Annotated in this window: 12 protein-coding genes; 3 read left to right on the top strand and 9 right to left on the bottom strand. The window is 65.3% G+C overall.

What is annotated here, in order from left to right; all coding sequences use genetic code 11:
- The first annotated feature begins 30 nt into the window (after positions 1-30).
- Together K289_RS0101900 and K289_RS0101895 are read left to right on the top strand one after the other, a co-directional pair.
- Positions 31-1,368, top strand: coding sequence for a Rieske 2Fe-2S domain-containing protein (locus K289_RS0101900; protein ID WP_027549904.1), 1,338 nt, complete (start codon positions 31-33; stop codon positions 1,366-1,368).
- Positions 1,369-1,371: 3 nt separating this feature from the next.
- Positions 1,372-2,181 carry an N-acetylmuramoyl-L-alanine amidase gene (locus tag K289_RS0101895; RefSeq protein ID WP_027549903.1) on the top strand — a complete coding sequence of 270 codons (810 nt, stop codon included), beginning with the start codon at positions 1,372-1,374 and terminating at the stop codon, positions 2,179-2,181.
- Between the two features lie 25 nt (positions 2,182-2,206).
- On the opposite strand, the gene K289_RS0101890 is transcribed toward K289_RS0101895, so the two are convergent.
- The 6 genes from K289_RS0101890 to K289_RS0101865 form a co-directional block, all read right to left on the bottom strand.
- Positions 2,207-3,817, bottom strand: coding sequence for a Na+/H+ antiporter (locus K289_RS0101890; RefSeq protein ID WP_156917755.1), 1,611 nt, complete (start codon positions 3,815-3,817; stop codon positions 2,207-2,209).
- 45 nt (positions 3,818-3,862) lie between these two features.
- Positions 3,863-4,720 carry a class A beta-lactamase gene (bla, locus tag K289_RS0101885; RefSeq protein ID WP_027549901.1) on the bottom strand — a complete coding sequence of 286 codons (858 nt, stop codon included), beginning with the start codon at positions 4,718-4,720 and terminating at the stop codon, positions 3,863-3,865.
- 88 nt (positions 4,721-4,808) lie between these two features.
- Complete coding sequence (locus tag K289_RS0101880; RefSeq protein ID WP_027549900.1) at positions 4,809-5,552, bottom strand: polysaccharide deacetylase family protein; 744 nt, start codon at positions 5,550-5,552, stop codon at positions 4,809-4,811.
- A gap of 106 nt (positions 5,553-5,658) precedes the next feature.
- A complete protein-coding gene (locus tag K289_RS0101875; protein ID WP_027549899.1) occupies positions 5,659-6,660 on the bottom strand; it encodes a homoserine O-succinyltransferase in 1,002 nt (333 codons plus the stop codon).
- 12 nt (positions 6,661-6,672) lie between these two features.
- Positions 6,673-7,974 carry an O-acetylhomoserine aminocarboxypropyltransferase/cysteine synthase family protein gene (locus K289_RS0101870; protein ID WP_027549898.1) on the bottom strand — a complete coding sequence of 434 codons (1,302 nt, stop codon included), beginning with the start codon at positions 7,972-7,974 and terminating at the stop codon, positions 6,673-6,675.
- A gap of 352 nt (positions 7,975-8,326) precedes the next feature.
- Positions 8,327-9,262, bottom strand: coding sequence for an alpha/beta hydrolase (locus tag K289_RS0101865; RefSeq protein ID WP_027549897.1), 936 nt, complete (start codon positions 9,260-9,262; stop codon positions 8,327-8,329).
- Between the two features lie 169 nt (positions 9,263-9,431).
- On the opposite strand from K289_RS0101865, the gene K289_RS0101860 reads away from it, so the two are divergent.
- Positions 9,432-10,319, top strand: coding sequence for a branched-chain amino acid aminotransferase (locus K289_RS0101860; protein WP_027549896.1), 888 nt, complete (start codon positions 9,432-9,434; stop codon positions 10,317-10,319).
- Positions 10,320-10,485: 166 nt separating this feature from the next.
- Here K289_RS0101860 and K289_RS0101855 read toward each other — a convergent pair whose 3' ends face one another.
- From K289_RS0101855 to K289_RS0101845, 3 genes are read right to left on the bottom strand one after another with little or no spacing between them, the layout of a single operon-like run.
- A complete protein-coding gene (locus tag K289_RS0101855) occupies positions 10,486-11,361 on the bottom strand; it encodes a hypothetical protein (protein ID WP_027549895.1) in 876 nt (291 codons plus the stop codon).
- A 37-nt stretch (positions 11,362-11,398) separates the two neighbouring features.
- Entirely contained in the window at positions 11,399-12,379 is a 981-nt protein-coding gene (locus K289_RS0101850) for an amino acid--[acyl-carrier-protein] ligase (RefSeq protein ID WP_027549894.1), read from the bottom strand.
- 50 nt (positions 12,380-12,429) lie between these two features.
- Positions 12,430-13,650, bottom strand: a complete 1,221-nt coding sequence (locus K289_RS0101845) for an acyl-CoA dehydrogenase family protein (protein ID WP_027549893.1) — start codon at positions 13,648-13,650, stop codon at positions 12,430-12,432.
- Positions 13,651-13,725 lie beyond the last annotated feature (75 nt).

The raw sequence follows: 13,725 nt of genomic DNA, 5'->3' as shown, positions 1-13,725 counted from the left end.
AAAATCAAAAATAATCCCGGAGGATTCGCTATGCTCCGCGCCGAGGACAACACATTCCTGACCGAGTCGGGTGCCGGAACGGGCATGGGCGAACTCTTGCGACGCTTCTGGATTCCCGTCCTGCTGTCCGAGGAGCTCCCCGAGCCCGACGGCGAGCCGAAAAAGATCATCGTTCTCGGCGAGGAGCTGCTCGCCTTCCGTGACTCGCGCGGCGTCGTCGGCGTCATCGACCAGTACTGCCCGCATCGCGGTGCCAATCTCTGGCTCGGGCGCAACGAGGAATGCGGCATCCGCTGCGTCTATCACGGCTGGAAGTTCGACACCGACGGTCGCTGCGTCGACATGCCGACCTCCTATCCCGATCTCAGCGCCAAGGACCTCATCCGCATCAAATCCTATCCGGTGCGCGAATGGGGCGAGATGATCTGGGCCTATATGGGTCCCTTGGAGGTCATGTCCGAGCTGCCTGACCTCGAAATGGCGCTGCTGCCGGCCTCCCACCGCTACGTCAGCAAGAAATGGCAGGACTGCAACTGGGTGCAGGCGCTGGAGGGTTCGATCGATACCGCGCATTTCACCTTCGCGCATCTCTCCTTCGACAAGGAGGAGGACGAGATCTTGGACATCAAGAAGCACTTTGTGAATCCACTTGTGCGCATGAACACCGATCACATGCGCTGGATCGCAGAGGATCCACGCCCGGTGATCAAGGTCAGTCCGCACGATGCTGGGTTGACGATTGCCGGCGGTCGGCTCACCGGCGGCGACAATATCTACTGGCGCATCGCGCAGTTCCTGATGCCGTTCCACGCCTACGCGCCGAGCGCGATGCCGGGCGAAAACATCTTTGGTCAGACCTTCGTGCCGGTGACAGATACCAATTGCTGGATCTACACCTATGCCTGGAATCCGGAGCGGCCGCTGACGCAAGCCGAACGCGAGGCCTATGACCGCGGCCATGGCGTGATTGCGGAGGTCGACGACAATTACGTGCCGCTGCGTCACAAGGGCAACGACTATCTGATCGACCGCAGGCTCCAGAAGACCAAAAGCTACACCGGCATCAAGGGCGTGTCCGAGCAGGACGCCGCCGTGCAGGACAGCCAGGGCCCGATCGCCGATCGCACGCGCGAGCATCTCGGCCCGACCGATCTCGGCATCATGCATTTCCGCAAGACCGTGATGGATCTGGCGCGCGCGCTGCAGCAGGGCGAGGCGCCGCCGCAGGTCGCGCATCAGGATCGCTACGCGGTGCGCTCCGGCGCCTGCGTCACCAGCAAGGCCAAGGACCTGCCTGCGGTGATGCTGGAACGCTTTGGCGATATCGCGGGTTTCGTCGGCCGGCCGCGGATAGCAGCGGCGGAGTAGGACTTGTCGTTGCGGGGCATCGTCGCAGCCATCGTCGTTTTGCTTGTCGCGCTGGTGTTCTCGCCGACCGACCGCGGCCACGCCGCGCATGCGCGGAAGGTCACCAAAGCCAGGCCAAAGGCGCCAGCGCCGGGGAAATGCGAGCCGCGCAAATTCCGGATCATCCTGGATGTCGGACATACGCCGGAGTCGTTCGGTGCGACCAGCGCGCGCAACGATACCGAATTCGGCTTCAACTTCCATTTGGCGAAGCTGATCGGTGAGAGATTGAAGTCCGAGGGGTTTGCCGCGACCCGGGTCCTCGTCACGGATGGCAAGGCGAAAGCGAGCCTGTTCAAGCGGGTTGCCGCGGCGAACGCCGCGCATGCCGATCTCGTCCTGTCGATCCATCACGACTCGGTGCCGGACAAGCTGCTCGAAGAGTGGGAGTTCGAAGGCGCCAGGAGCTGGTTCAGCGATCGCTTCAGTGGCCATTCAGTGTTCGTGTCGGAGCGCAATCCGAGGTTTGCCGCCAGCCTGGCGTTCGCCCGACTTATGGGCAAGGAGCTGAAGAGCCGTGGTCTGCAATATGCGAGCCAATACAGCCTGCCGGTGATGGGACGCTATCGCCGCCAACTGCTCGACAAGGACGTCGGCGTCTACCGCTATGACGCCCTCATCGTGCTCGCCCAGACCCGAAGCGCCGCGGTGCTGCTCGAGGCCGGCTCCATCATCAACCGCGACGAGGAGATGGCGATGAACTCGCCCGAGCGGCAGGAGCTGATCGCGGGAGCCGTGGCAGCGGCGATGGGGGAGTTCTGCGAGAAGCGGTAGGCGGCGGCCCAACCATCGCCCTTGCCTACAGCGGCGCCCCCCGATACTCCCTGTTCGCCAGGCTCGCCTCCTCCAGGTCGAGATCGCGCTCGATCCGGCGGCGTGTCTCGTCGGTGATCCGGCCGTCGCGCAGGAGGTCGTGGATGAACTTGCGCTCGGCGACGATCAACTCGCGGGTCAGTGCGGTGCCGGCCGCGGAGACATCGTGGTGGGCGGGATCGAGCGAGTCCGGGAGCTGATTGACTCGGATCTCGTGGCGCGCGCGCAGGAGCCGCATCACTTCCTCCGACACCTCCTTCTCCGTCGTCAGCGCGTCCAGTGATTGCAGGGCGGCATCGAGCGCCTGGCGCCGTGCCGCTATCTCGGCCTCGTGCTCGGCGATGTGCTCGCTGCGTCCGGCATCGGCGATGCCGAGCCATCGCACCACCGCGGGCAGCCCGAGGCCGATGCCGACCAGCGTGATGAAGATGACGCCAAAGGCGACGAACAGGATCAGATCGCGGAACGGAAAGGCCTCGCCGCCCGGCAGCGTGAACGGCAGCGCCAGCGCCGCCGCGAGCGAGACCGCGCCGCGCACGCCGGTGAAGGCGAGGGTGAACGCCCATTGCCAGGGCGGCGACGGATCGCGCGCGCGCAGCGACCGGCTCAGGATCCGCGGCAGATAGGTCGCGGGAAAGAGCCAGGCAAAACGCGCGATGACGACGATCACAACCACCACAGCGGTCGCGATCATGATCTCGTCGAGCGGGAATGCCTTCGACTTCTCATAGAGTGCGCGCATCTGGAAGCCGGTGAGCAGGAACAGAACGCCCTCGATCAGATAGATGATGAGATCCCAGAAGAATATGCCTTGCAGACGCGTCGTCGAGGAGATCAGCAGCGGGCCGTTCCAGCTCACATACAGGCCGCAGGCCACCGTAGCGATCACGCCGGAGCCGCCGACGTGTTCGGGCAGCCAGTAGGAGACATAAGGCGTGATCAGCGACAGCGTGAGCTCGACCTGTGGGTCTCTGGACCACTTGCGGAAACGCAGGGAGAGCCAGCCGACACCGATGCCGAAGGCGATCTCGCCGGCGACGATGAGAGAAAACTCGCCGGCCGCGAGCGGCAGCGAAAAATGCCCGACCATGATCGCGGCGAGCGCGAAGCGATAGAGGATCAGCGCTGTGGCGTCGTTGGCGAGTCCTTCACCCTCGAGCACGACCAGAATCCGGCGCGGCATGTTCAGCCGGCGCGCGATCGCGAGCGGCGCTACCACGTCGGGCGGCGCGACGATGGCGCCGAGCAGGAAGCCGATGGTCCATGGCAGGCCGATCAGGTAGTGGGTGGCGGTTGCCACCATTGCCGCGGTGAAGATCACCGCGCCCACCGCGAGCAGCACGATCGGGCGAAGATTCTTTTTGAACTCGCGCCAGCTCATCGCGACGCTCGCCGAATAGATCAGCGGCGGCAGCACCATCAAGAGCACCAGTTCCGGTGGCAGCTCGATCGGCGGCATACCGGGCACGAAGGCAAGGCCGACGCCGGCCAGCATCAGGAGAATGGCCGGCGCGATGTTGAAACGGCGTGCGGCGAGTGCCGTGCCCGCCAGCACGGCGAGCAGGATGAGAAAGGTCTGAAACTGCGCTGCGATCATGGCCTGTCTTCGCCCGGAAGCGGCCGCGAGGTCAATGCGCTGGGATCAGGCCAGCCGCTCGGCAACCATCCGTCCGATGCGCGCGAAAACCGCCTCGATCTGTGCGGGAGACGGTGTGCCGCCCTGGGTGTAGGCCGCGATCACGAGCGGCTTGTCTGGGCTCGGCCAGACAAGCGCGAGGTCGCCCGATGCGTCCTTGCCGTTGTTCCCGGTCTTGTCGCCGATCTTCCACGTCCCGGGCAGCCCGCCACGCAGCCGGTTGGCGCCGGTTTTGCAGTTCACCATCCAGTCGGTGAGCTGGCCGCGCGATGCCGGTGACAGGCTTTCGCCCAGCACCAGCCGGCGCAGATTGCCCGCCATCGCGGCGGGCGTGGTGGTGTCATGGGGATCGCCGGGCGGGGAGCGGTTGAGCTCGGGCTCGTTGTGGTCGAGCCGTGAGGTGGTGTCGCCGATCGTGCGCCAGAATGCGGTGAGCGCGGCGGGCCCGCCGACCCGCGCCAGCAATAGATTAGCGCAGGTGTTGTCGCTGAGCTCGACGATCGCCTTGCACATGTCGGCAACCGACATGGTGCCGGCTGCGAGATTTTGCCGGGCGACCGGCGCGTACTCGAGCAGGTCGGCCTGGCTGTAGGGGATCATGGCGCTGAGCTGCTCCTCGCCGCGATCGACCCGCGCCAGCACGCAAGCCGCGAGCGAGGCCTTGAAGGTCGAGCACATGACAAAGCGCTCGTCGGCGCGCCAGGCCAGCTTGGCGCCGGTGGCGAGGTTTTCGGCATAGACGCCGATCCGCCCGCCGCTCTCGCGCTCGTAGCTTGCGAGCTCAGGCGGTGCGTCTGCGGCAAGCGCTGGGCCGGCGGCCATCCAGCACAGCGAGGCCAGCACGGAACGACGATCGAGAGGCATGGGAAATCCTTTGAGGCGGGGCCGAGCCTGCCTGATCGATCTCCTCGACGAATCTATGGCAAGGCTTCAGGCAGGCAAAAGAAATTGCCTACGCGCCGATCCGGCGCAGGGCCTCGGCGATCGTCACGATCGGCATGCCGCGCGATTGCGCCGCCTTCAACGCGTGGCGCAGCAGCGGCGGCGAGCAGCCATAGGGGCTCGGCTGGTCGACGACATCGTGGCCGTAGAAGATCAGCCAGCCGCCGCTGTCGAGCGCCACGTCGAAATAGCGGTCGATGCCGCCCGTGTGGATCTCACAATCGATCAGGGGCGAGGCGCGCAGGAACTGGAGGTCGATCACGTCGCGGTTGACGCCGGGAAGAATGCCGCGCGCGGAGCGGAAGTTTCTCGCGAGCTGCGGCTTGCGCCAGACCGAGGCGAGCCCATAGGGGTAAGCGAAATTCTCCAGCTTGATCTCGGGATCGACGCCCATGAAGTAGCGGCGATTCCGCTCGATCTCACGCGCCATGGCGGTCTCGTCGAGATCGACCGCGGGCAGGTGCGAGAAGGTATGGCACGCGATCTCGTGTCCGGCCTGGTGCAGTCGCACGATGGCTTCGTTCGACAGCGCGTGCCAGTGGTCCGACGGCCGGTCGATCAGGCTGCCGGCGAGGTAGAACGTGCCGCGCCCGCCATGATCTTCCAGGAGCGATGCGCCGAGGCTAGCTGCGCTGTCGGGCGCGTCATCGAATGTGAAGCTCACCATCGGGGCATGGGTCGTCAGCCGGTGCGGCGCCGCGCGAAAATGCCGGGCCAGCCGATTGCTCACGCGTCCGTTGACCGCCGACCACACGACCGCATTCCCTGTTTGCCCCGACCTCGTCGACTGAACCATCCGCTCATCGTCCGAGGCAAGGTTAACGCCTGATTAATCCTAACATAAGACGTGCGGTCTTCGCCTAGCGCGCAATCAGCGCGGCTTCCGCATCCGCGGCGAGATAGCTCAGCCAATTCCGGAACAGCGCCGCGGCGGCGCTTCCGGCTGCAATATTGGTGCGCAAAGTCAGTGCGGGCAACTCGCTTGCCAGCGCCGGGTGGCACTGCTGCCGCGCTTTCTTCTCGAAGCGCGCGAGTTTCTCCTCCGTCGCTGCGTCGAAATAGCTCACCGGCACGGCCGGATAGTTCTCGCGCTCGCGCGCGAGATAGCGACCGATGTCGCGCAGGTATTCGCGCTGCAGCGACAGGGCGTCATATTCGGGATGGCCCTGGAAGAAAACGAATCGGCTGGCATATTGCCGGACGAAGATGTCGACGCCGGCTTGAGCCGACCGCGTCAGCACCTGGTAGCCGGCCTGGGTGAGATCGCTTTCGGCGACCTCGTTGAGACGCGAATGCGAAACCTTGAGCGGCGCGGGCGCCGCTCGCGTCAGCGGGTCGCTCGCGATCGCCTCGCAGTTGAAGATGCCATGACACTTGGCGGGTAGCCGCCGCCGCGCGATGCGATCGAGATGCAGCACCGCCGCATGCGCGGCGAGGCACGACCAGATCGCCGAGCGCGTGTTGACCTTGGCCCAGTCGATCAGCTCGGTGAGATCGCGCCAGTAGGGCTCCTGGTCGAGCTCGGGCGCAACCGGCTCGGCGCCGGTCACGATCAGCCCGTCGAATCTCTGACGCTTGAGATCGGAGAGATCGGAATATTCGCTCTCGACATGCCACCTCGCTTCCGGCGAGCGCTTGACCGAGGGCAGCGAAAAGCAATGGAAGCGGATGCGGCGCGGGCCGGCCGCGGCCTGCAGCAGCTTCATGAACTGCCGCTCGGTCGCCTTCAGCGCCGGGTCGGGCATGTTGTTGATCAGCCCGATGGTGAGCTCGGCGCCGCCGCGCTCGTGCGCGAAATCCTCCTGCGCCGGCACCAGCGCCGGGCTCGGCACACCCTGATCTCTCTCGATCAAGATGCTCATCGGCGTCGTCGCCTACTCCGCGGCCTGAAGACGCGCCGACGGGCAGGCTTTATCCAGCGCCTGATCGATGTCCTCGATGATATCTGCGGAATGCTCGATGCCGATCGAGAGGCGGATCGTCTCCGGCAGCACGCCGGCGGCGCGCTGCTGCTCGGCCGACATCTGCCGATGCGTGGTCGAGGCCGGATGGCAGGCTAGCGACTTGGCGTCACCGATATTGACGAGGCGCGTGATCAGCTTCAGTGCATCGTAGAAGGTCTTGCCGGCTTCCATGCCGCCCTTGATGCCGAAGGTGAACAGCGAGGAGGCGTCGCCGTTCAGATATTTCTGGACCAGCGGGTAATAGGGGCTGTCCGGGAAGCCGGTGTAGTTGACCCAGGCTACGCGCGGATCGCCGCGCAGGAATTCGGCGACCTTGCGCGCATTCGCGACGTGGCGCTCCATGCGCAGCGCCACGGTCTCGATGCCCTGGAGCAGCAGGAAGGCGTTGAACGGCGACAGCACCGAGCCCATGGTGCGCTGATAGACGCTGCGTGCGCGCTCGATATAGGCGGTCCGGCCGAATCGCTCGGCATAGACGAGGCCATGGTAGGAGGCGTCCGGCTTGTTGTAGGCCGGGAAGCGATCTGCGTGCTTGGCCCACGGGAAGTTTCCGGAATCGACGATGGCGCCGCCCAGCGTAGTACCGTGACCGCCCAGAAACTTGGTCAGCGAATGCACGGCGATGTCGGCGCCGTAGTCGAACGGCTTGAGCAGGATCGGGGTCGCGACCGTATTGTCGACGATCAGCGGCACACCATGCGCATGCGCGATTCTGGCGAGGGCCTCGATGTCGCAGACATTGCCGGCGGGATTGCCGATCGTCTCGGCGAACACCGCGCGGGTGTTTTCGTCGATCAGCTTTTCGATCGCCTCGGGCTTGTCGCTCTCGGCGAAGCGGCCGGTGATGCCCTGGCGTGGAAGGATATGGGAGAGCAGGGTGTGCGTGGTGCCATAGAGCTGCGGCACCGAAACGACGTTGCCGCCGTGATCGGCGACGTTGACGAAAGCGAAATGCAGCGCGGCCTGGCCGGTCGCGACCGCGAGCGCGCCGACGCCGCCTTCGAGCTGGCTGATGCGTTTCTCCAGCACGGCGCTCGTCGGATTGGCGATGCGGCTGTAACGAAAGCCCTCGGCCTCGAGATTGAAGAGCGCTGCGCCATGATCGGCGCTGTCGAAGGCATAGGCTGCGGTCTGGTAGATCGGCACCGCGACTGCGTGCGTGGTCGCTTCGGGTTCATAGCCGGCGTGAATAGCGATCGTCTCGTTGCGCATCGTCCACCTCCGAGTGGGGCGGGCCGCACTTATTGGCCTGAAAAGCGATGTGCGTTGGCCGCCGTCCTCGTGTTAGAGGCGGGTGGTAAAGCGGGCAATAATTCGCCTAGAGATCGATGAAGTAACCCTAACGGTTATTGGCGAATTGGCTAAAATTTGAGACAAATTGGGTTAGTGAATTGTGTGCAGGGTTGGCGTCGCGTGGTGCGCTGCTTTCCCTTCTCCCCTTGTGGGAGAAGGTGGCGCGAAGCGCCGGATGAGGGGTATCTATCCATACGGCGACGTGAGTTCGCGGAGAGAGACCCCTCACCCGTCTCGCCGCTTCGCGGCGAGCGAGAGGGTAAGATGCGCCTTACCCTCCAACCGCCCGGCGCACCTGCTCGCCGATCTGCGACAGCACGAGCTGCGCCTGCGGCAGGATCGCGCCCATGGCATGGAAATTGTGAACCATGCCGTCATGGCAGACATGTTCGACCACAACGCCCGCGGCGAGCAGCTTGCGTGCATAGGCATTGCCTTCGTCGCGCATCGGGTCGAACTCGGCGGTGTGGATGATCGCTGTCGGCAGTCCGGCGAGCCGCGTCGCGCGCAGCGGCGAGATGCGGGGATCGGCGGCGTTGATGCCGTCGGGAAGATAGTCGGCGAGGTCGGCTTCGATCGTGACGCGATCGATCAGATGTCCCTCGGCAAAGGCCTCGCGCGAAGGCGAGGTCTCCTCGAAATCCAGCACCGGGCAGATCAGGCACTGCGCGACGATCGCGAGACCTGCGTTCTGCAGCGCCTCCTGGCATACGATCGCTGCGAGTGTGGCGCCCGCGGAATCGCCGCCGACCACGAGCCGTTCGGCATCGATGCCGAGCGCCGGCGCTTCCCGCGCGACCCATTCGGTCGCGGCGATGGCGTCATCAACGGCGGCAGGGAATTTATGCTCGGGCGCGAGCCGGTAGTCGGTCGAGACCAGCCGGCAGCCGGTGGCGTGGGCGAGCGCCGCGGCAATGCGGTCGTGCGTCGAAATGCTTCCGGCGACCAGCCCGCCGCCATGGAAGAAGACAAACCCAGGCGCGCGCTCACCCGCGCTCGCGGGCGTGTAGAGGCGATAGGGGAGGCTCCCGGCAGGACCGGGCAGCGTTCCGTCGGAGGCCGTCACATCCGGCGCCTCGGCGCGCGCAAACTGCATCAGCTTCGCCAGCGACTGCCGCCGTGCCTCGACGCTCGGCCGGCTTCGCGCCTGCGGCGCGGCCGCGGCCATCATGGTCAACAAACGCTTTGCGAGCGGATCAAGCGGCATGGGACACTCCGTAACGTAGCCGCACTATAGCCGGTTTGTTCCAGTATTCGATGCTGGTTGGCGTCGCTGTTTAGCCTCCAGCGGAGGGTGCAGTTCCCCGCAGCAAATCATTTAGGAATTGGGGACAATAGTGGCGCCGAATGCGGCATCACGCCAGGGGAGGCCGGTCATGGCCGAGATCAAGAAGCCCATCGAATATTCGCCGAGCTGGACCTTCTTCGAGGGCGCATGGCATGACGGCAACGTGCCGATCATGGGCCCGCGCACGCATGGCGCCTGGCTCGGCTCGGTCGTATTCGACGGCGCGCGCGCATTCGAAGGCGTCGCGCCGGACCTCGACCGCCACGTCGCCCGCGCCAATCAATCCGCGATCAATTTCGGCCTGAAGCCGGTGGTCGACACCGACACCTGGCTCGCGCTCGCGCGCGACGGGCTGGCGCGCTTTGCGCCGAATGCCGAGCTCTATATCCGTCCGATGTACTGGGCGCAGAACGGAAGCGGCGGCGGTGTGCTGTTCGACCCCGAGACCACCAATTGGTGCCTGTGCATCTACGAGGCGCCGATGCCGAAACCCGTCGGCAACGCCATCACGCTGTCGCCGTTCCGCAGGCCGACCGCGGAATGCGCTCCGGTCGAGGCGAAAGCTGCCTGTCTCTATCCGAACAATTCGCGCGCGCTGGCGGAAGCTGCCTCGCGCGGCTTCCAGAACGCGCTGATGCTGGACATGCTCGGCAACGTCGCGGAGTTCGGCAATTCGAACGTGTTCATGGCGAAGGACGGCGTGGTCTATACGCCGGTGCCGAACGGCACGTTCCTGAACGGCATCACGCGGCAGCGCGTCATCAGCCTCCTCCGCGCCGACGGCGTCACCGTGGTCGAGAAGACGCTGCGCTATTCCGATTTCGTCACCGCCGACGAGATCTTCTCGACCGGCAATTTCGCCAAGGTCGCTCCCGTCACCCGCATCGATGACCGCGAGCTGAAGCCGGGCCCGTTCTACACCAAGGCGCGCAAGCTCTACTGGGACTTTGCGCATGCGATGAAGCTGGCGGCGTAGGTGCCATATACTCCGTCATTGCGAGCGCAGCGAAGCAATCCAGAATCTTTTCGCGGAGACACTCTGGATTGCTTCGCTGCGCTCGCAATGACGAGGTTGGGGCGACGCCCAGTATGACGGCGGAGAAACGAGGAGCAAGCGGCCCACCTTGTGCTGGCCGCCCGCCTCACGGACCGTACAGCACGAGTTCCGTGTCCGTGAGATCGGCGAGTTGCGGCCGGTGCGGACCCTTGAAATATTTGCGGCCGCGCCGGTCGCTGTAGATACCGACGAGGCCGCGAATCGGGCCATTGGAATCGACGATCACCGAGATCTTGCCGAGCCGCAGCAACAGCCGGCCGATACGGCCGGCACAGGTGACGTATTCTGCGGTGTCCCTGCAGTAGATCAGCCGCATCGCCGGTGGCGCGACGAAGCCGCGGCGGATCCGCACCGCCTGCAGGATGAACGGGAAGGTGCCCTGCGGCGTGCGGCAGACCACGCTGAGGCAGTTGTAGCGCGCGTGCCGCCTCAACAGTTCGGTCTCGTCTTCGGACAGCCCCTCGATCTGCTTGGCGTGTGGCGAAATGACCTCGATCTTGCTCCATCGCGGCGGGCGCGTCAGTGCCGGGACGGAGAAGAACATGCCGCCGGAATAGGCACGGAATCCCTGCGTCTCGATGATCGGCCAGGTCCACACCGCCGGACTGATGTTGAGATAGGTCACGTCCTTGTGCCGCTGCGCGATCTTGGTCAGCAGCGGCGCGTAGTTGCGATACGCGGGGTCGACATACCAGCTCGAGAGATTGCACTGGATGGCGGTCTCCTCGCCGATCTTCCGCGCGGTGTAGATCAGCAACAGCACCCCGACGGGTGTGCCGTTGTCGTCGAGCATGTAGCCGAAGCGCGGATAGCCCTCCGGCACAGGGCGGAAGGCCTGCCGGCGCAGGCCCTGGATCCAATAGTTGCGCGAGCGGCCGACAAAGCCGCGCGTCAGCAAGTCCGCAATCGCCTCGACGTCGGACTCAGTGATCTCGCGGCATCGGACCTTGGTGTGGATCACGCTCGTCTTGCCCGTGGAAATGGTAAGCCTCGTTGCTTTAGCGCCAACCCTCGCCATGGGCATCGGCCGGAACGTGCGGCTGCATGCCCATGATGTTCCGCACCTTGGTGGGCCAGGCGGAGAGATCGGTGCCATGGGTGTGGAACATGGCGACCGCGAGCCGGTCCATGCCGAAGGCGACGCAGCCGGTGTGGGCGGGTTCGCCATTGGCGTCCTGGATGCCCCAGGTGGTGCCGAAATGCTCCCGATGATAGTTGAAGCTCATGCACGCGGTCGGCTGTTCTTCCGAACGCAGCGGAATCAGGAGCTCGAACTTGAGCTGCTGCTGCTTCTGGCTCACCGCCTTCATCTGGCCGACGCGGCCGAAGAAGGGATCGCTGGCATAGTCGACGCGGAAGGTCAGGCCGAGGTCGCAGGCGATCGCCTGCGCGCGCACCATCCAGCGCTCGCGGAAATCGGCGACGTCATCGGGCGTGCCGATGCAGACATATTCGCGCATCCGGAACGATTGCAGCCGGTCGAGATGCTTCGATGGCTCGCGGCGGAAGCAGTCGGCGGCGACGTCGAAGCGCAGGCCGCCCTTCGGCAGCTGGCCGCGGCTCGCCGCGATCGGATAGACGGGATAGCAGGCGGCCGGCGACAGCACGAGGTCGGCCGGGGAGAGCGAGGTGGTCCAGTCACCGCCGGCATCGAAGCGGCTCACCGCGGCGTTGATCTCGCGCTCGGTGCCGTGCAGGCCGCAGACGCAGCCGAGCAGGTTCGGAAAGCTCTTGAGATAGCCGGACTTCTCGAGCTGGGCGCGGCTCATCACCGGCGGGAAGCGCATCACCTCGGTGCCGGCCTCGCGATGGTTCGTGATCAGCGTGGCGAGCCGCTCGACGACGCCCTCATAGAGCGCGGTGCGGGCGTAGACGCCATCCGAGCCCATGCGGTGGAACAGGGTGTCGGCGAGGTGATCGAGCGGATCGGCGATCTGCGGCGCAGTCTCAGGGGAATTGGGGAGAACGGCAATATTCATGGATGCGAGTCCTGCTATCTCAAATTGTTTTTGTTGGTCGCGAAGGCTTGTTAGTCCCTAAGGCTTGCCGGCACGCCGCTCATCAGCGTCGATGTCGCGGCATTGGCGAGGATGCGGTCGTTGTTGATCATGATCGGCGACGACAGCACGTCGCGCAGGTGACGGCCCATGGTGAACTCGCCGTCGTTGCGATAGCCCGAGAGGCCCGTGGTGCGCATCGCATGCATCACGGTCTCGACCGCGAGCTCGGAAGCCTGGACCTTCAGGAGCGTGATCGACGACTGGAAGTCGAGCGAGCTCAGCGCGCGCTCGTCATGCTCGGCGCGGGCGAAGGCGTCGACATTGGAAGCGATCAGCGCGCGCAGCTTGGCGAGCGACATTTTCGCGGCGGTGAAGTGCGCTGCGGCGGGAGGCATCTGCCCGCCCGCGCCGCGCGCCGCCTTGCGGACGAAGGCTTGTGCGCGCGTCACGGCTGCGGCCGCGATGCCGGCCCAGGCCGACGACCAGCACAGATGCGCGAATGGCGTCATGGTCTGAGCGTGAATCTTGTCATAGGATTCGGGAAAAACGCGGTCGCTGGGGCAGTCCACCTTCAGCTCGAAGCCGGTCGAGCAGGTGCCGCGCATGCCGAGCGTTTCCCAGCCCAGCGTCCGCTTCAGCGAATAGTCGTCCTTGGCGAGCGCCAGCAGCACCTGGTCGGATGCGGCGGCCTCGGTGGCGCGGCGGGCGATGGTGACGAGGCCGTCGGCCTCGGCGCCGTAGGAGATCACGGTGGCGTCGCGCACGAGCGAGACGGTATCGCCGGCGTGGTCGACGGCGGCCGCGCTGGCGCGGATATTGCCGCCATTCTGGCCTTCGGTGGTGGAGGAGGCGAGCAGCCACTGGTCGCGGGCGACCCGGCGCATCATGGTTTCCATCCAGGGGATACCGTGGCCGTGCCTGACGACGCAGGCGACCTTGGTCTGGTGCATCGCATAGATCATCGCGGTCGAGGCGCAGGCGCGCCCGAGCGTGTAACAAATATCGGTGACATCGTAGATCGAGGCACCAAATCCGCCGTACTCGACGGGGATCATGACGCCGAGCAGCTTCTGCTCGCGCGCAATTTCAAAAGCCTTGTAGGGGAAGCGGGCGTCGCGATCGACGCCCTCGGCGTCAGCGGCGGCTGCCGCGGCGGTCTTGGCCGCGCGCTCGACCAGCGAGGGGCCCTGTTCGAGAAAGCTTGCTTGCGCGTCGTCGATAGACTGAAGGACCGCTTCACGCACGTTCATGCTCGTCCGCCTCTCCATTTCGCCGTTCGAGATCACCCGCCATCATTTGCGATGCAGCCAGCGATCATCCGACAA

The organism is Bradyrhizobium sp. Cp5.3, from assembly GCF_000426265.1.
Classification (GTDB): Bacteria; Pseudomonadota; Alphaproteobacteria; order Rhizobiales; family Xanthobacteraceae; genus Bradyrhizobium; species Bradyrhizobium neotropicale.
The sequence above is the reverse complement of the archived record's forward strand: the minus strand, read 5'-3'. Positions and strand labels throughout refer to the sequence as shown.